Annotated in this window: 15 protein-coding genes and 2 pseudogenes; 6 read left to right on the top strand and 11 right to left on the bottom strand. The window is 72.4% G+C overall.

Annotated elements, in window-relative coordinates; all coding sequences use genetic code 11:
- Positions 1-52: 52 nt before the first annotated feature.
- Both HD596_RS40655 and HD596_RS40650 read left to right on the top strand, forming a co-directional pair.
- Positions 53-1,417, top strand: a complete 1,365-nt coding sequence (locus HD596_RS40655; RefSeq protein WP_185074757.1) for an ankyrin repeat domain-containing protein — start codon at positions 53-55, stop codon at positions 1,415-1,417.
- 234 nt (positions 1,418-1,651) lie between these two features.
- Positions 1,652-2,977, top strand: coding sequence for a phytase (locus HD596_RS40650; RefSeq protein ID WP_185074756.1), 1,326 nt, complete (start codon positions 1,652-1,654; stop codon positions 2,975-2,977).
- A 255-nt stretch (positions 2,978-3,232) separates the two neighbouring features.
- On the opposite strand, the gene HD596_RS40645 is transcribed toward HD596_RS40650, so the two are convergent.
- The 3 genes from HD596_RS40645 to HD596_RS40635 form a co-directional block, all read right to left on the bottom strand.
- A complete protein-coding gene (locus HD596_RS40645) occupies positions 3,233-4,114 on the bottom strand; it encodes a hypothetical protein (RefSeq protein WP_185074755.1) in 882 nt (293 codons plus the stop codon).
- Entirely contained in the window at positions 4,111-4,692 is a 582-nt protein-coding gene (locus tag HD596_RS40640; RefSeq protein WP_185074754.1) for an RNA polymerase sigma factor, read from the bottom strand. The genes HD596_RS40645 and HD596_RS40640 overlap by 4 nt, the downstream gene beginning before the upstream one ends.
- A 108-nt stretch (positions 4,693-4,800) precedes the next feature.
- Positions 4,801-5,403 (bottom strand): TetR/AcrR family transcriptional regulator, encoded by a 603-nt coding sequence (locus HD596_RS40635; protein WP_185074753.1) that lies wholly within the window; start codon positions 5,401-5,403, stop codon positions 4,801-4,803.
- A 142-nt stretch (positions 5,404-5,545) separates the two neighbouring features.
- Between HD596_RS40635 and HD596_RS40630 the strand changes: the two genes are divergently transcribed.
- The 3 genes from HD596_RS40630 (at position 5,546) to HD596_RS65160 (ending at position 9,145) form a co-directional block, all read left to right on the top strand.
- Positions 5,546-6,304 (top strand): class I SAM-dependent methyltransferase, encoded by a 759-nt coding sequence (locus tag HD596_RS40630; RefSeq protein WP_221519743.1) that lies wholly within the window; start codon positions 5,546-5,548, stop codon positions 6,302-6,304.
- Between the two features lie 222 nt (positions 6,305-6,526).
- Entirely contained in the window at positions 6,527-7,852 is a 1,326-nt protein-coding gene (locus HD596_RS40625) for an alpha/beta hydrolase (RefSeq protein WP_185074751.1), read from the top strand.
- Positions 7,853-7,891: 39 nt separating this feature from the next.
- Positions 7,892-9,145 (top strand): serine hydrolase, encoded by a 1,254-nt coding sequence (locus HD596_RS65160; protein WP_185074750.1) that lies wholly within the window; start codon positions 7,892-7,894, stop codon positions 9,143-9,145.
- 583 nt (positions 9,146-9,728) lie between these two features.
- Here HD596_RS65160 and HD596_RS40615 read toward each other — a convergent pair.
- Together HD596_RS40615 and HD596_RS40610 are read right to left on the bottom strand one after the other, a co-directional pair.
- Positions 9,729-10,522: pseudogene (locus tag HD596_RS40615) on the bottom strand (zinc-binding dehydrogenase); the annotation flags it as partial.
- 59 nt (positions 10,523-10,581) lie between these two features.
- Positions 10,582-11,007, bottom strand: a complete 426-nt coding sequence (locus HD596_RS40610; protein ID WP_185074749.1) for a cyclophilin-like fold protein — start codon at positions 11,005-11,007, stop codon at positions 10,582-10,584.
- 29 nt (positions 11,008-11,036) lie between these two features.
- On the opposite strand from HD596_RS40610, the pseudogene HD596_RS65795 reads away from it, so the two are divergent.
- A pseudogene (locus tag HD596_RS65795) lies at positions 11,037-11,899 on the top strand (helix-turn-helix domain-containing protein).
- Positions 11,900-12,051: 152 nt separating this feature from the next.
- Here the strand turns inward: HD596_RS65795 and HD596_RS40600 are convergent.
- The 6 genes from HD596_RS40600 to HD596_RS40575 all read right to left on the bottom strand — a co-directional run bounded on the left by HD596_RS40600 (position 12,052) and on the right by HD596_RS40575 (position 17,279).
- Positions 12,052-12,387 carry a hypothetical protein gene (locus HD596_RS40600; RefSeq protein WP_185074748.1) on the bottom strand — a complete coding sequence of 112 codons (336 nt, stop codon included), beginning with the start codon at positions 12,385-12,387 and terminating at the stop codon, positions 12,052-12,054.
- A 169-nt stretch (positions 12,388-12,556) separates the two neighbouring features.
- Entirely contained in the window at positions 12,557-13,801 is a 1,245-nt protein-coding gene (locus HD596_RS40595) for an NAD(P)/FAD-dependent oxidoreductase (RefSeq protein ID WP_185074747.1), read from the bottom strand.
- Positions 13,802-13,921: 120 nt separating this feature from the next.
- Entirely contained in the window at positions 13,922-15,469 is a 1,548-nt protein-coding gene (locus HD596_RS40590; protein WP_185074746.1) for a helix-turn-helix domain-containing protein, read from the bottom strand.
- A 54-nt stretch (positions 15,470-15,523) separates the two neighbouring features.
- Positions 15,524-15,865: a TraR/DksA family transcriptional regulator gene (locus HD596_RS40585; protein ID WP_185074745.1), complete on the bottom strand. Its 342-nt coding sequence runs from the start codon at positions 15,863-15,865 to the stop codon at positions 15,524-15,526.
- Positions 15,866-15,896: 31 nt separating this feature from the next.
- Positions 15,897-16,667, bottom strand: a complete 771-nt coding sequence (locus tag HD596_RS40580; RefSeq protein ID WP_185074744.1) for a rod shape-determining protein — start codon at positions 16,665-16,667, stop codon at positions 15,897-15,899.
- A gap of 240 nt (positions 16,668-16,907) precedes the next feature.
- A complete protein-coding gene (locus HD596_RS40575) occupies positions 16,908-17,279 on the bottom strand; it encodes a hypothetical protein (RefSeq protein ID WP_185074743.1) in 372 nt (123 codons plus the stop codon).
- Positions 17,280-17,415 lie beyond the last annotated feature (136 nt).

The following is a 17,415-nucleotide window of genomic DNA, read 5'->3' as shown; positions in this document are numbered from 1 at the left end:
ACGAACCTCTTTCCGGCCGGGCAAGCGGACCTCGGCGTCGAAGGAGGTTGCGATGTCCGATCGTCATTTCGAGCTGCCGGCCCATCCGAACCTGGAGTACTACCGCAAGCAGGCCAAGCACCTGCGTCACGCGTACGCGGCGGGCGACGCGGCAGCCGGGGCCCGGGTCGCCGACGTGCTGAGCGATCGAGCCGCCGAGCGGTTCCTGCTCAGCGACGCCCAGTTCGTGCTCGCTCAGGAGCACGGATTCCGGACCTGGGCCGAGTTCCGCGCCCACGTCGAAAGCCGCGGCACCACCGAAGAACGGCCGGTCTCCCGCCTCATGGGAATCCGGCCGGGCATCTACGCCTCGATGGCCGACACCCTCCTCGCCGAGTTGCGCCGCGACGATCCCGGCGCGCTGCGACGGTTGCGGGCCTACGTGCCCCGGCACGCCACCGCGGCCTCCGGCGCCACCGCCGAGCTCCGCGACGCGCGGCTGATCATCGCACGGGAGCTGGGCTTCCCGACCTGGCAGGAGCTCGTGTCGTACACCGAGAAATCCCAGCGCGACCTCGACGAACGCCGTGAGAGGCGGCGGCGCCTGCGCCGCGAGGCCGAAGCGCTGCTGGCCGGCGACACCGATCGGCTGGCCGGCCTGACCGCCTCGCAAGCCGACACCCTGCTGCACATGCTCGCGGGCCCCGAACTCATCCCCGGCGTCCGGCTCGGCAAGGAGCTCGGCGTGCCGCGCGCCGCAGTCGAGGTCCTGCTCGGCAAGGCCACCGACCTGGATCTCCCGCTCGCCTGGGCTGCCCGCTGCAACCGGGTCGAATACGTGCGCCTGCTGCTCGCCGCCGGCGCCGACCCCGGCATCCGGAAATGGGGCGCCACCCCGCTGGAGAACGCCATCTACCACGACAACACGGAGGTCGTCGACCTGCTCGCCGAGCACGGAATCGTCCCGCAGGCGCTCTGGACGTATGCCGCCTGCGGCCGCCTGGATCTGGTGCGGGCCTGTTTCGACGCCGACGGCGGCCTCCGGCCGGGCGCCGCGTCGGCGCGCCCCGACCTCGCCGACACCGGCGCAGGCTTTCCGTCTCGGCTGCCGCCGACCGATGATCCGGCGGAGATCGTGGGAGAGGCGTTCGTCCATGCCTGCCAGCACGGCCGCGTCGAGGTCGTACGCTGGTTCCTCGACCACGGCGTCCATCCCGACGTCGCGCCCTACCTCGGGCGGACCGGCCTGCACTGGGCGATCCCGGGCGGTCGTCTCCACGTGATCCGCCTGCTCCTGGAGCGCGGTGCCGACCCGTCCATCCGCGACGACCTCCTCCAGACCGACGCCGACGGCTGGCTGCACATCTCCCACGCCGCTCACCCGCACGATCCCGTGACCCAGCAGCTCCACGATCTGATCGAGGCTCGATCGCGCTGAGTCACCGCCGCGCCGATGGCCGTGCCGCAGCCGGGGCGGCAGGGCGGCCGCCACCTGGCGCGAGGTGGCGTAAGCGGTGGGAGTGGCCGGCACCGTGGTGAGCACCGTGGTAAGCATGGCGCCGCCGACCAGCGCGGCGCCGCGATTTGGGCGGAAATTCCGGTACGGTTCATGGCCCGGTCGGCTTCACTCATGAGGATCAAGCCTGCAAGGTTCCACAATGAGGAGAAGTCGATGCGCCCCCTGACCTCGCTGGCGTCCACAGTGCTGACGATCGGCCTGCTCGGCGCCCTGGTCCCACCGGCGACCGCGCAAGACCTGCCCGCCATCGAGCCGCAGGTCGAGACCCCGCCCCTGTTCGACGACGAGGCCGGTGGCAATGCCAACGGCGACGACCCGGCGATCTGGGTCCACCCCACCTCTCCGGCGGGGAGCCTGATCGCGACCACCACCAAGGAGGGCGGTCTGTACGTCTACGACCTGGACGGCAGACAGCTCCAGCACCTGCCCGCACCGGCCGCGCCGGGTCAGGACGACGAGCCGGGCCGGCTGAACAACGTGGATGTCGTCTACGGGCACACGTCCAAGGCGGGCCGGTCGGATGTCTTCGTCGCCTCCGACCGCGGTTCCGACAAGCTGCGCATCTACCGGATCAACTCGGCGAGGGCGGGCCAGAACCCGCAGCCGCTCACCGACATCACCGACCCCGCCGCGCCGTTCATCTTCAACGCGTCCCAGACGGAGGTGAACGACGCCGAGACCGTGTACGGCCTCGCGACGTGGAAGCGGAGCTCGGGAACGTACGTCCTGGTCAGCCGCCGGCACACCACGCGGCTCGCGCTGCTGAAGCTCACCGACGCCCCGGGCGGCAAGATCGGCTACACGACGCTCCGGACCATCGATCTGCCGTCGAGCTTCACCCTTCCGAACGGTCAGAGCTGGAGCCCCTGCGACGAGCCGGGCGTGGGCCCGCAGATCGAAGGCATGGTCGTCGAGGCCCAGACCGGCACGCTCTACGCGGCCCAGGAGGACGTCGGCATCTGGCGCGTCTCCGGTGATCTCACCGGTACCCCGAAGCTGGTCGACCGCGTCCGCGAGTACGGCGTACCGGCCACCTACGACCCCACCACGGAGGAGTGCGCCCCCGGGGCCGACCCCGGATACGGCGGCCACAACCTGACGGCGGACGCCGAGGGCCTGACCATTTATTACGGCAAGGACGGCAAGGGTTACCTGATCGCTTCCAGCCAGGGCAGCGACACCTTCGCCGTCTATGACCGCAGAGGCGAGAACGCCTACCTCGGCTCCTTCCAGGTCGGCGAGAGCGGCGGCATCGACGGCGTGCAGGGCAGCGACGGGACGATGGTGATCAACGTGCCGCTCGGCCGCCGGTTCCCCAAGGGCCTGTTCGTCACCCACGACGGCACCAACACCCCCGAGGCGACGGATCCGGCGGGCGAGGTGCGCGAGAACACCAACTTCAAGTATGTGAAGTGGGACGACATCGCTCGCCGCCTCGGGCTGGACATCGACGTCACAGGCTGGAACCCGCGCGGCTGACCGGCCGCCGGCGGCGTTCACCGTCATGGGATCGAGCGCCACCTCGGCCTCCGCTCACGCTTATCCAGGAGCGTACTGCGACCGCGACACCGACCACCGGTACGCGATGGCCGGCCCGTTCCGAAAACTCTCGCCGCCACCGGCCATTCGGTTGCCGCTCATACACCGACGCCGTCCATGGCGGGCTCCGGCCGAAAGCCGTCCGTGACAGGGGGCGCCGGAGCGTGAGGCCCGGCGCCGCCGCCGGTGGCCAGGTCAGTCGCGGGCGGAGCCGCCCGTGGCCGGTGTGTTCAGCTGCGCACTCGTCCGGCCGGTGAGCTCCTCGAGGGGGACGTTGTGCCGCGACCCGTCCTGGAGGATTGCCGTGACGCTCTTGACGCCGCCACGACGTGAGGCGTTCTCGCGCTCCTCCGTCGTCGGCGCGTCCGGCCACCAGGCCGCGAAGTAGCCGCCGGTGACGGTCGCGGTCACGCTGCCTTTCGCCTCCGTGGCGAGCTCCAGACCCACCACGCCGGCGCCGACCCTGCCGGTCACGATACGCACGCTCTCCTCACTCGAGCTCACGACCGAGCCGAGGGCGGCCCGCGCCGACCCCGCGGGAACCGGTGGAAGCGGTTGTGCGCCGGGCCCCGGCGTGCTGCCACCCGCGGCGGCGAGGTCGCCGTCGCGGAACAGGCACCTGATCTCGGCCAGATGGCTGCTGTCGTCGTTGACGTAGACGAGCGTCCACGGCCCCCGGCCCTCGGTCACCACGGGCCGGAAACCGAGCTCGCGCCCGGTTGTGCTCTTGGCGGCGTCCTGGGCGTGGTCAAGGCACTTCTCCTGGGCGTCGGTGGCCCTGTCACCGCTCACCGTGTACGGCGTCGCGGTCCACGCTGCCATCGCCGAGCCGCCGCCGAACACGCCGGGCAGCACCAGCGCTGCCGCGATGCCGGCGGCCACCCCTCCGCCGACAGCGGTGAGCCGCCCTCTGGTGAGCAGGCGAGGGCTGCTCGTCGGTGCGGGCGACCCCATCGGGTCGGTGGCCACCACCCGGGCCAGCATGGCCCGGGCCTTGGGGTCGGTGCTGGTGTCCAGGTCGGCGGGGGTGACGGCCGGGTCGAGGTCGCGCAGGGTGTGGTCGAGGGTGTCGTTCATCGCATGCTCCGGGAGTCGACGGTGGCGGTCGCCGCGGGCTGGGTTGCAGTGGCGGGGGCCGCGTCGGCGTGGTGGCGTAAGGCGCGCCGGGCCCGGGTGAGCCGAAGCCGGAACGCGACGGGGGAAATGCCGAGCACCCGCGCGGCCTGCGGGGCTGTGAGTCCGTCCCACACGGCCAAGGCGAGCGTCTCCTGGTGGCGCGGGCTGAGCCGCCGCCACGCCTGGACGAGGTCGAGCCGACGTGCCACCAGCTCGGGGTCCAGCCCGGCCGCCGCGGCGTCGGTCAGCCGGCCATCGGCGATGCGTACGGTGAGCGCCTGCCGCCGCTGGTCGGCCCGCAGCCCGTTGCGGAGGGTGCGGTGCGCCACGCCGAACAGCCAGGCCCGCGCCTCGTCCGCCGCCGGCGGCACGTCGTCCAGGCGCCGCCAGGCGACGAGGAACACGTCGGCGACCACGTCCTCGGCGTGGGAGGGGTGGACGCGACGCTCGACGAACCGCAGCAACGCGGCATACGTCTGCTCGTAGAGGTGGGCGAAGCGCCGGGTGCGCTCCGGTGGCCCGGTGTCGGTGACGTTCATGCCTAGGTCATGTCCGGCAGCTCCGCAGGTGTGTCGCGCGAACTCGCCCGGCGGCGCCACGACGCCGTCGCGGTCCTCGCCGACAGCTCGTCCTCGCAGGACATCAGCTCATAGCAGTCGTCTTTGCACGACATCGGCGATGACGGCGTTGACGACCTTGCCGACCTCCTCAGGCTCCGGCGGGCTCCCCTCCCGGCCGGCGAACAGCATGTGCCCGGCCCCGATCAGGGAAAGCGCCAGCGCGTCCACATCGGCGTCCGCCGCGATGCGGCCCAGCTCGCACTCCTCGTTCAGGTAGGCGGCGATCATGGCCGCGGCGTCCGTCAAGACCGGGACACCGGGAGCCGGCCGGGCCTGACGCAGCCGGGCGCGCAACTCGTCGCGGAAGATGACCAGGCCGACGATCGCCACGGCGACCGAGTCGAACAGGTCAATGAGCGCCCCGGTCAGGTTGCCGGCGACATCGCCGGTCCCGGCGGAGCCGCGAAGGGCGTCGGCCTGGCCCTCGAGCCGGGCGATGCGGTCCCGCACGAGTTCGGCGAGGAAGGCGTCGAAGTCCTCGAAGTGCCGGTGCAGAACACCCTTGGCGACGCCCGCCTCCGCCGTGACCGCCCGGCTGGTCAGGCCGTTCGCGCCGTCCCGGAGCAGGACGCGTTCGGCGGCGTCGAACAACTGCTGCCGCACGTCCCGGAGGGCCACTCCAGTGGGCATCGCCCGTTCCTCCTTCACACGCTTTCGCCCACCGCGAACCGGATTTGTGAAGTGGGCACCCGCCCACTACGGTGGGCGCATGCCCACTATATCGCAGGAGCAACCAGAGCCACCGCGGAACGAGCCCCATAAGGCCAGGCAGATGGCGGAGTCGTTCGGGGTCGACGCCGAACGCTACGACCGGGCCCGGCCCGCCTATCCCGACGCCCTGGTGCAGCAGATCATCACCGCCAGCCCGGGCCCCGACATCGTCGACGTCGGCTGCGGCACCGGCATAGAGGCCCGCCAGTTCCTGGCGGCCGGGTGCAAGGTGCTGGGTGTCGAGCCGGACGTCCGGATGGCCGAGTTCGCCCGGCGCACCGGGGTCGAGGTCGAGGTGGCGACGTTCGAGGACTGGGACGCCGCCGGTCGCACCTTCGACGCGGTCGTCGCCGGGCAGTCCTGGCACTGGGTGGACCCCGTCGCGGGCCCGGCCAAGGCGGCGCAGGTGCTGCGTCCCGGCGGCCTGCTGGCGGTGTTCGCGCATGCGTACGACCCGCCGCCCTTCGTCGCGGAGGCGTTCGCCACCGTCTTCCGGAAGGTGGTGCCCGACTCGCCGCTCAGCGCCGGACCGCCGAGGCCGGCCCAGGACATCTACCAGGCGATGTTCGCCACGTTCGCCGACGGCATCCGGAAGACGGCCGGGTTCGGCGAGCCGGAGCAGTGGCGATTCGACTGGGAGCAGTACTACAGCCGCGACGACTGGCTCGACCTGCTGCCCACCACCGGCGCGCTCACCCAACTCCCACCCGACGAACTGGCCGAGGTGCTGGAGGGCGTCGGGGCCGCCATCGATGCGATCGGAGGCGGCTTCACCATGGCCTACACCACGATGGCGATCATCGCGTCACTGAACACCTGAGTCGCCGCCACTCCGAGGGCGCGTGGGCCGGTAGCGTCCCGGCCGGTAACGGTGCCGGCCCACCGCCCCGGCGAGGAGTCCTCCCGGTCGTCGCGTAGCCGGTAGCGGCGCGCTCCAGCGCGCAGCGCACCCCGCCTCTCCCCCGCCGTGCGCGCAGCCGGCCGATGCAACAGTCTCATGTTGTGCTACCGTTCGCACAATAATAGAAAGGACGGTGGCGGGATGACCGGGGGACGGGATCCGGCGGCGATCGCCACAGCGGTCGTCGAGATGGCGCGGAGTGGACGCTTCGCGGACATTGAGGCATTGTTCGCCCCGCCGCTGCGAGCGGTGGTCTCCGCTGAGACGTTGCAAGTCGCCTGGGAGAGCCAGCTCTCCAGGATCGGGGCGATCTCCGCGGTCGGGACGCCGATCAGCGAGCCGGCCCCCGAGAGCTCGGTGACCGCATCGGGGAAGGCGGAGCTGGTCAAGGTGAGCGTCCCGGTGACGTACGAGCGTGGCGGGCTGACGGTGGTCATGTCGGTCGACGAGACCGGCCTGCTGCAGGGCCTGCAGCTCGCGCCCGCGCTCACCAGGCAGTGGACGCCGCCGTCGTACGTCCGCCGCAAGAGGTTCGACGAGCACGAGGTCACCGTGGGCTCCGGCGCGCTGGCCGTACCCGGCACGTTGAGCCTGCCGCGCGGGCACGGCCCGTGGCCGGGAGTGGTGCTGCTCAGCGGCGGCGGGCCGTTCGACCGGGACGCCACCAGCGGCCCCAACAAGCCCCTCAAGGACCTGGCCTGGGGGCTGGCCGGCCGCGGCGTGGCGGTGCTGCGCTTCGACAAGGTGACCTGCGCCCACCCCGGCCAGGTGGCGGCGATCCCGGACTTCACGATGCGCGACGAGTACGTCCCGCACGCCGTCGCGGCCATCCACCTGCTCCAGCGCCACCCTGCCGTCGACCCGGCGCGGGTGCATGTCGCGGGCCACAGCATGGGCGGCAAGGTGGCCCCGAGGGTCGCCGCCGCCGAGCCGTCCGTGGCCGGACTGGTGCTCTTGGCCGGTGACACCCAGCCCATGCACCGGGCCGCCGTCCGCGTCGTCCGCTACCTCGCCTCGCTCGATCCCGGCGCGCAGGCCGCGGTCGAGACGTTCACGCGGCAGGCCGCACTCGTCGACAGCCCGCATCTGTCGGCCGATACACCCGCCACGGAGCTGCCGTTCGGCTACTCCGGGGCGTACTGGCTCGACCTGCGCGACTACGACCCGGTCGCGACCGCGGCCGCGCTGGACAAGCCGATGCTCATCCTGCAGGGCGGCCGCGACTACCAGGTGACCGTCGCCGACGACCTGGCAGGCTGGCAGGCGGGCCTCGCCCACCGTACGGACGTCACCATCCGCGTCTACGACGCCGACGACCACCTGTTCTTCCCCGGCTCAGGTCCGTCCACGCCCGCGGACTACGACAGGCCCCAGCACGTGGACGCGGCCGTGGTCAGCGACATCGCCGACTGGCTGGGACCGCGCCCATCGGCGATCGCCCGGCTCGTCTCCGGCTTCAGACGCTGACCACCCCGGCTCGACACCCCTTGCAGGAAAGGGACAGCAGTGATCGACGAAACCGCCACGCACACCTCCTCCACCCCCGCAGAGCGACAGCTGGACTGGCTGCTGGACGCGTCACTGCGGGGTCCGCTGCCGGACGGCGAGATCCGTCGGCACCTGGCCCCGGCCCTGCTGGAGGCGATCGGCGGCCCGGACGGATTCAACGCCGCCCTGGCCGCGGTGGGCCGGCTCGCCCTCCGGGAAACCCTCATGACACAACCGGACCAGGTCCAGGCAGCCGTGCGCGGCCGCACCACCGGCTACCGCATCACGGTGCACGTGGAGGCGGCGGGGCTCGTGGACAACCTGCGCCTGACCCCGGAGGAACCCGAGCCGGCCTCGTGGACCGAGATCGACGCACGGCTGGCCGAGCTGGGAACGCGCGTATCCTTCGCCGCGGCGCGGATCGAGCCGGACGGGCAGTGCCGCATCGCGCACGGCCTCGACGCGGACACGCCACGCCCGATCGGCTCGGCGTTCAAGCTGTACGTGCTCGGCGCGCTCGCCCAAGCCGTCGCCGAAGGGCGGCTCTCGTGGAACGAGCAGCTGGCCATCCGCGACGACCACAAGAGCCTGCCCTCGGGCACCCTGCAGAACCGCCCGGCCGGCACCATGCTCCCGCTGTCGGACTACGCCGATCACATGATCTCGATCAGCGACAACACCGCCACCGACCGCCTCATCCACCGGCTGGGCCGGGAGGCGGTGCGACGCCAACTGTCGCTGTTCGGGCACCGGCAGCCCGAGGCGAACGTCCCCATCCTCACCACCAAGGCGTTCTTCCAGCTCAAGGCCACCTCGGATGAGGACCGGGCACGGCAGTACCTGGCCCTGCCGACCCACCAGCGCACCGCCGCGGTGCTGGAGCTGGAACAGCTACCGCTGCCGCAAGTGCACGAGACCTGGCCCCAGCCCAGATACATCGACCAGATCGAGTATTTCGCCTCGCCGGCCGACATCTGCCACGCCTACGCAGGCCTGCTGCGGCTCGACCAGCCCGAGATCCACCACGCGCTCTCGCTCAACGACGACGGACTTCACCTCGACGCGCTTCAATTCCCGTCGGTCTGGTACAAGGGCGGCAGCGAGCCCGGCGTCGTGACCCTGCACTACCTCGCCCGCACCGCCGACGGCCGCGCGCTGGCCACCAGCCTCATGGTGTCCGACCCCACCACCGCACCCGACACGATCGACGTCGCGGCCAGAAGCCAATCCATCGTCCGGGCAGCGTTCCGCCTCTTGGCCCTGCAACGGTGACCGCGCCGTCGCGCACCGGCCAAGCGCGGCGGGCAGTGCGATGCCGCTCGGCGCTCGCCCCGGGGCGTGGGGTCGGAAGCGGCGGTGACGGCGATGTCAGGGTAGCCGGCCAGGGCGAGCGAGGTCACGGGTGGGGAGGTGACGGCGACGCCGCTGACCATCGCCAGCAGCGACAGAATGATGGCGATCAGGGGCAGGTGCAGCACGGCGGTGGTCAGCAGCCCGGCCGCGCCGGACGCGCACACGCCCAGCCCGATCAGGAGGGCCGTCCGCTCCGACCGGCGCTCAGCCAGCCGGCCGCTGAGGTAGGCGAAGATGGCGGCGTTGGTGAGGCCGCTGATCAGCACCGCGCCGAGGAAGACCCGGTCGGTGAGCAGGCGCCGGAAGTGGCCGGCCATGCGCGTCGACCCTCCGCCGACGCGCTGCCCGGGCGGCAGCGTCTCGCGGAGAACGGCGATCGAGGCGAGGAGGATGGCCAGGCCGACCGCGGCGAGGAACAGGAACAGCCCGCGCCAGTCGGTGACGCTGGCGAGCTGCCCGCCGATGACCGGCCCGAAGATCGTGAGCAGGCCGAGCACGACCGGTCCATGGCCCGGTAGCCGTCGGCGGCCTGGTCGAGCGGGAGGCTGAGGTCGAACACTTCGCCGGGGTCGATCCGCCGCTCCCAGATGAGCCGCATCAGCTCGGGCAGGAAGCGGCGCACCGGGGCGGGGCCGCCGTGCAGGTGCACGTGCGAGAAGAACAGGTCCATGCCGGGCAGTCGCACGTCGTGGGTGACGCCGACGTAACCGACGTGTCCGCCGGCGCGGGTGGAGCCGATGGCCTGCATCATCGATTCCTGGGTGCCGACCGCCTCGATGACGCGGTGGGCGCCCAGCCCGTTCGTGAGGTCCTTGATCCGGCTCACGCCCTCCTCGCCCCGTTCGGTGACGATGTCGGTGGCGCCGTAGGCGAGGGCGAGCTTCTGGCGGGGCTCGTACCGGCTCATCGCGATGATCCGTTCGGCGCCGAGCTGCCGGGCGGCCAGCACGCCGAGCAGGCCGACGGCGCCGTCGCCGACGACCGCGACGGTCCTGCCCGGTCCGGCCTGTGCGGCCACCGCGGCGAACCAGCCGGTGCCCAGCACGTCTGAGGCGGCCAGGAAGCCGGGAACCAGGTCGTCCGAGGGCTGCCGACCTCCTCGACGATGCCGGCGTACTCGTGGCCCATCGGCCGCGGCCCGTCGAGCTTTTCCACGCCCCGGTACGGCCACAGGTCCGAGCCGCAGATACAGGTCGCCGACAGGCGGACGATCTCATCGGTCGGCTCGATGATCCGCGGGTCGGGCCGGTCCTCGACGCGAACCTGTCCCGGAGCGGCCATGACGACAACACGCATGAGCAGAGCGCTTTCCTCGGTAGGTGATGATGGAGACGGCCGCCGGTGCAGCAGCCGGTTCAGCCGGTCGCGGCAGCCGGCTCGATCCGGACCGTGACCCGGTTGCCCGCCGCGGCAAGCCCGTCCAAGCCGGTCTTGACGACGCCGAGGCGGATCAGGCCCGGATCAGGGACCGCCTGGCCGAGATCGTCGTAGTAGATGGCGATCACCGAGTTCGTGGGCCAGAAGCAGACCTCACCCGGGATGGGATCGTGGACCGCCACGCCGCCATCGGCCGTGAGGGCGCGCGGCAGCGGCCCCGCCTTCGCCTGCCCCCACGCGTCCGCCAGTTGCACGGTCAACGGCAACATCGCGGCGAACTGCCGCGATGGCGGTGTGTCGATCAAGGTCGCGGTGACGGCCCGGTCGCCGAGCCACATCACCACCGGCATGCCCGAAACGGCGCTCGCCGGGTTCGGCAGCGGCGTGACCAGGTGCGGGTTCAATCTGCCCGGGACTGGCGTACCGTCAGGTCATGGACAACCGGTCCGAAGTGCGCGAATTCCTCACTTCCCGACGCGCCAAGATCAGCCCCGAGCAGGCCGGGCTGCCCGTCGCCGGGCAGCGCCGCGTCCCCGGACTACGGCGCAGCGAGGTCGCCGCCCTGGCCGGAATGAGCGTGGAGTACTACGCCAAACTCGAACGCGGCCACCTGGCCGGCGTCTCGGCCGGTGTGCTCGACGCGCTCGCCCGCGCCCTGCACCTGAACGACGCCGAACGCGCCCACCTGCTGCGCCTCGCGCACGAGGCCAACGGCAGCAACGCCATCCTGCGCCGCCGCCGTCCCAAGCAGCCGGCGGCACGTCCCGGCCTGCAATGGATGCTCGACGCCATCACCACCCCGGCGATCATCGGCAACGACCGGTCGGACCTGCTGGCCGCCAACCACCTGGCCCGGGCCATGTACTGCGACGTCTACGCCCACCCCACCCGGCCGCCGAACTTCGCCCGCTCACCTTCCTCGACAGCGCCGCCCGCCGCTTCTACCCCGACTGGGAACTGGCCGCCGACATGACCGTGGCCAACCTGCGTACCGCCGCCGGCCAGGACCCGCACGACAAGGGCCTGCACGACCTGGTCGGCGAGCTGTCCACGCGCAGCGAGGACTTCCGCCGCCGCTGGGGCGCCCACAACGTCCGCACCCACGGCACCGGCGTCAAGCACTTCCACCACCACATCGTCGGCGACCTCACCCTCACCTACGAAAGCATGGACCTGCGCGCCGAGCCCGACCTGTCCATGACCATCTACACCGCCGAACCCGGCTCCCCCTCCGCAGACGCGCTCCGCCTGCTCGCCTCCTGGGCCGCCACACTCGAGCACACCGATCGCACCTGACACAACACCCCTCTTCAAGACGGGGAAGTACAGCTGCCGGCCTCGGGCGGACTCTCCGTACGTGCCGTGGCCGAGAGCCGCCGGCCGGGCACGACGAACCTCGCCGCACTCGCCCGGCGGCTGACCGCCCAGGGGACGGCACCGGCCTGGGATCAGACCGAGTACCTACAGGTCAGCGCCTGGCTGGCGCCCTGGGTGTGGCTGAGGTAGGTGTAGGTGGGGTTGAAGTACGCGCACGCGGCGGAGGCGCTGCCGCTACCGGTGTAGGTCATGCCGGAGCCGCCGCTGCTCCAGCGGTAGCAGCTCAGGCCGCCGTTGTAGAAGCCGATGGTGGAGGAGGAATTGACCTTGGTGGAGCAGTAATCGCCGAGTGAGACCGGGCTGTAGGTCACCTCCACGGTTGCCGCCTGCGCCGGCGAGGCGGAGATGGACAGCGCGCCGAGTCCGGCGAGCATGGCAGTGAGGAGGGCAGGGACACGACGAGTCACGAGGACCTCCGGGGAGTAAGTCGCCGAGCCGGCAGGGCAGGGCGTCACGTGCAGCAGGCGCGCGATGGAGCATCGCGCACCGCGATACGCTGCATTGATCGAAGTATTAAATAGGAAAGCTTCCTATGCAATACCTGTCTCATGCCACGATCGGCGGCGCGGGCCCGGGTCAGCGGAGGGGGTCGAAGTCGGCCAGGGCGTCGGGTTGCTTCCCGGTGGTGATCTGTTCGGCCAGCAGCCGTCCCGTGATCGGGCCGTGGGCCAGGCCCCACATGCCGTGCCCACCCGCCACGTACACGGTGGGGGCCACCGTCGCGCCGATGAGCGGCCGTCCGTCCGCGGTGACGGGGCGGGGCCCCACCCAGACGTCGGTACGCTCCTCCCAGCGCACCCCCCGCAGCAGCGGACGGGCGGAGGCGATGATGGCCTCCAGCCGCGCCGGCACCTGCGGGGCGTCCGGGTCCCGGAACTCCATGGTGCCCGCCACCCGCAGCCCACCCTGGTACGGCGTGCACGCCACCCGCACGTCGGGCAGGTAGATCGGGCCTGGGACGGGATGGTCGACCGGCACGGTGAAGGAGTAGCCGCGGCCCGCCCGCACCGGGACGCGCACGCCCCACTCCCGGGCCAGCCGGGGCAGCCACGCGCCGGTGGCCAGCACCACCGCGTCGGCGGACAGGGTGGTGCCCTTGGCCGAGCGGACGATCACCTTCCGGTCATCGGTACGGACCTCGTCGACCTCGACGGCGTACACGGTCGCGCCGCGTCGCATGACGGCCTTGGCCAGAGCGTGGACGAAGGCGCCCGGGTCGACGTAGCGCTGGCCGTCGATCCGTACCCCTGCCCTCAGCGCGTCGCCGGCGAGCGGGACGTGCTCGACGAGCCGGGTGCCGTCCAGCACGGTGTGGTCGACCCGCTGCCCGACCGCCTGGAGCCTGCGCAGCTCGCGCAGCAGGCCCTCGGCCTGGCGTGGCGTACGGAACGCGGCCGTGATCGGCGCCGCCACGACCGGGGCGGACACGCCGTCGGCGGCGAGCACTTCGTAGGCCTCGATGCACTCGTCGTTGAGCGGCACGTTGGCGCGCGCGGCGCGGGTCCAGGCCCGCCAGTGGCTGTTGGCGGCGAAGCGGGCCAGGAACCGCCACAGGCCAGGGTCGAGGCTCGCGGGCACGTGCAGCGGCGCGGCCGGGTTCAGCAGCGAGCGCAGGCCGTAGCGCAGGACGGCGGGTTCGTTCAGCGGGATGGCCAGGCCGGGGGCGATCCAGCCGGCGTTGCCCCAGGACGCGCCGGCCGCCACTCCCCCGCGGTCCACCACGTGGACCTCGACGCCGCGTTCCTGCAGGAACCACGCGGTCGACAGGCCCACGATGCCCGCGCCCACCACGATCACCGATCGCGGCCAGTTGCCGACCATGCCCAACCTCCAACGGGACGAATGACGGGATGTCCCAGTCAGCATGGCCCTGGCGACGGCCCGCGGCGTTGTGGGCGGGCGACAATCGCGGCGCGGCCGTTGTCGATCCGGTACAACGGGTCAGTGGCGGGGCTCGTCCTCGACGGCGGCCAGCATGATGATCATGGCGAGACGCTTGCGGCCGTCGTTCAGGTCCAGCGGGACGAGTTCGTCCATCTTGCGCAGCCGGTTGCGCACGGTGTTGGGATGGACTCCGAGCTGCTCGGCGGCCAGGGCCAGGTCGCCCTGGTTCATCAGCCAGGCCCGCAGGGTGGCCACGAAGCGCGTTCCGTGACTGGTGTCGTGCCGCAGCAGCGTGCTCACCGGCCCGCGGGCCGGAGTCCGGCCGGTACGCGACGCCGCGCGCAGCCGCCGCAGCAGGATGTCGTCCCAGGACTCGTCGTAGGCGGGCGGGACGGCGCCAAGTCCGGCGCTCTCGTGCAGCGCCAGGCATTCGTCGGCCTCCTGGCGGGCGGCGGGCAGTTCCGCGACCTCGGCGGGTGCGCTGATCCCTGCCGCGACGCGTACCTGAGCGGGCAGTTCGCGGTGGAGGGCCGTGATCCACTGCCGGGCCGTGCCGGCCTGCTCGGCCGGGATGACGGTGTAGAGCGTGTCGCCGAGCAGCGCGCTGCGGCCGGGCCTGGACCAGCCGAATCCGGTGGTCGCCTGCTCGAAGGCCAGCAGCAGCGCGGCATGGCGATCTGAGGTGTGCGCGCGGACGGCGACGACCCGCATCGGCTGCGGCGCCAGGCCCAGCCGGCTGATCACCGTCTCGGCGTCGGAGCTGCCCTCCAGCAGCCGGATGACCAGGTCCGACTCCACCTGCCGCTCCAGGTCGGCGCTGGCCCGGGAGCGCAGCAGGTGCAGTGCGACGGTGCGGGCGCCGTCCGCCAGTGCGCGGAGATGAGCGCCGGTCAGCGGGCGCTCGCAGGTCACCCACACCCAGCCGAGCAGTTCGCGCCCGGCCCGCGCCGCCACCGCCATCCGCCCGGTCAGGCCGTGCTCGGCATCGGCGGGCACGAACACCGGCTCGTCCGTCGCCGCCAGCCGGGCGAACACTCCCCGCTGCTGGAACAGCTCGCGCAACCGGTCGGGGACGCGCCGGGCGAGGATGGTCTCCAGCCGGGCCGGGTCGCCCGCCTGCTGGGAGCGGGAGTACGCCAGCACCCGCGAGTGCCGGTCCTCGATGGTCACCGCCCCGCCGATGACGTCGGCCAGGCTGTCGGCCAGGGCGAACAGGTCGGTCGGGCCACGTCCGGAGGCGGTCTCGCGGCTCTCCAGCACCAGCCCGTACACCACGCCGGCGAGCTGGCTCCACGAGACGGCGGGGTCGGCCAGCAGGACGGCCACCCCGTGCCGGTCGCCGAGCGCGGCGGCGTCCCGCTCGGCGTCCGCGCCGTTCCCGGCGGGGCGGACCAGGACCGCTGTGGCGCGGGACGCGGCGGCCCACTGCACCGCCTCGGCGATCGAGGTGGTGCCGACGGCCAGGAGCAGGTCGCCGGCGGCGGGGCGGCCGGTGGCATCGGGCATCGCCACGCTGCGCAGCCAGGCCGAGCGTGCCTCGGGACGGCCGCACAGCCGCACGCCGTACCCGCCGAGCACGTTCACCAGGCGGTCCAATGTGATCATGGTCAACTCCGGGTCGGCGGAAGGGAGCGGGCCGCCCCGCTCCCTTCCGGGGTGTCAGGCGGCCTCGTGCCGCCGCTGGCAGTCGATGCAGTTGCGGGCCAGCGGCCGGACCTTGAGCCGTTCGAACGGGATGGCCGTCCGGCAGCGGGCGCAGCGGCCGTAGGTGCCGGCCACCAGCCTGTCGTAGGCCTGGGACAGCTCGGCGACGGCGCGCTCGGCGGCGGTGATCGAGGTGACCAGCTCCTGCCACGTGCCGTCGGCGCCGCTGCCGTCCTGCTCCTGCACCCGCAGCGCGTCCAGGTGCCGCCTGCGCTGCTCCAGCTGCTGCTGCAGGTCCTGGCGCAGCGACTGGAGCTGCACGCTGCTGAGGTGTGAGGTCGCGTGGTCGTCGGTCATGATGGAAGATCCTTTCTGTGAACGGAATACGTCAGCGCACGCCGAGGCTGTCGGCCAGGGCCGGCTGCAGGCACAGGCGCATCAGGCCGCGGACGGTGGCGTACTGCGGCTGGGGCGCCACGTTGATCGGCAGCCGCAGCGCGGCGCGCAGGCGGCTCAGCAGCTGCTCCTGGTGAGCGCCGCCGCCGGTGACCACCAGGCCCCGGGAGCGCGAGGTGTCCGGCATGCGGCGTAGCAGGCCCGCCGTCATGTCGACGATGCTGTCCAGCGCGTACGGCGGCAGCCCCGCGGCGGTGGTGGCGCCGAGCTGGAGGGAGACCGCGTCGGCGGCGGCCCCGCCACCGATCGCCACGGCCTCGACGATGCCCGCCCCCACGTCCAGCACCAGGCAGGGCCGGGGATCGAGGACGTCCAGGCCGACGCCGACGGCGGCGGCCAGCGGCTCCTCCACCAGCGTCACCTCGCACCCGGCGATCTCGGACACCGCGGCGTGGACCGCCCGGCGATCGCTCGGCGACGCCGCCATCGGCACCCCGGCCAGCACCCGCGCCGGCGGCCGGCCGTCGTAGAGCCGGGTGTCCTGCAACACCAGGCGCACCAGCCGGAGGCAGGCGCCCGGGTCGGCCACCATGCCGTACCGGATGGGCCGCACCACGTCCGCCACGCCGGCGGCCCGCCTCATGATCGTGGAGGGCCGGTCGGCGATGGCGTGCCCGCTCAGGGCCAGCGATCGGGTACGCGCGGTGCCCAGGTCGAGCGCCACCAGGCGCGGATGGACGCGGACGGATCCAGCAGACGGCATGACGATGATCAGCTCCTACCTGACGTCGGAGGAAAGGGCGGCATGGGACAGGTGGCCCTGTCACATCTCCTGCCGCGGGGACGGTCGTCGACATCTCCAGGCGCGACGGCACGCCGGGCGGACAGCCCGGGCGTGGGCGCGTGTTCAGCGGCACGCACGGGGCGGACAGCCTCTGGGCGTGGGCGCGCGCTCAGACTCCGCGGCGCGCGTGGCCGCAGAGCCGGACGGGGAGGACGTCGGCTAGGTGAGCGGCGGGCTGCGCGATCCCGCGGTGCGCTGCGCCAGCTGCTGAGGATCGCGGAACGTGTCCGCGTCCGAGCCCGGTGACGGCAGCAGCGCCAGATGGGCGAGCTCGCCGTGGCGTTCACCACGCAGCGGTGGCCACAGCGACAGTACGTGGTGCTCGCGGACGCCGCTGGCCTGCGGCGGCAGGCTGGACAGGTCGGCGTCCCCTCCGCCCAGGCTCCACACCGGGCCGGAGGCCGCCCCCTGCACCACGGCGGGGCCACTCGCTCTGCCCGACGCGCTGGTCAGCATCAGGGACAGCAGGACCAGGACCATCACGCCGGCGAACGCGATGGACCCTTGTGGTGTTCTCCACGGTCCCGTCATAGGGCCGACCATAGCCCACACCACCAGAAAAGGCATGCCCGATCATCACCGGCCGGCCCAGCTCCGAAGTTCCAGGTAGCGACAGCGTGATCATCGGCGATATCGGTATGTGACGGCTCGGTCCCTGGCGACGTGC

The sequence above is a fragment of the Nonomuraea jabiensis genome (genome assembly GCF_014204795.1).
Lineage (GTDB): Bacteria > Actinomycetota > Actinomycetes > Streptosporangiales > Streptosporangiaceae > Nonomuraea > Nonomuraea jabiensis.
This window is presented reverse-complemented; position numbering and strand designations above follow the sequence as displayed.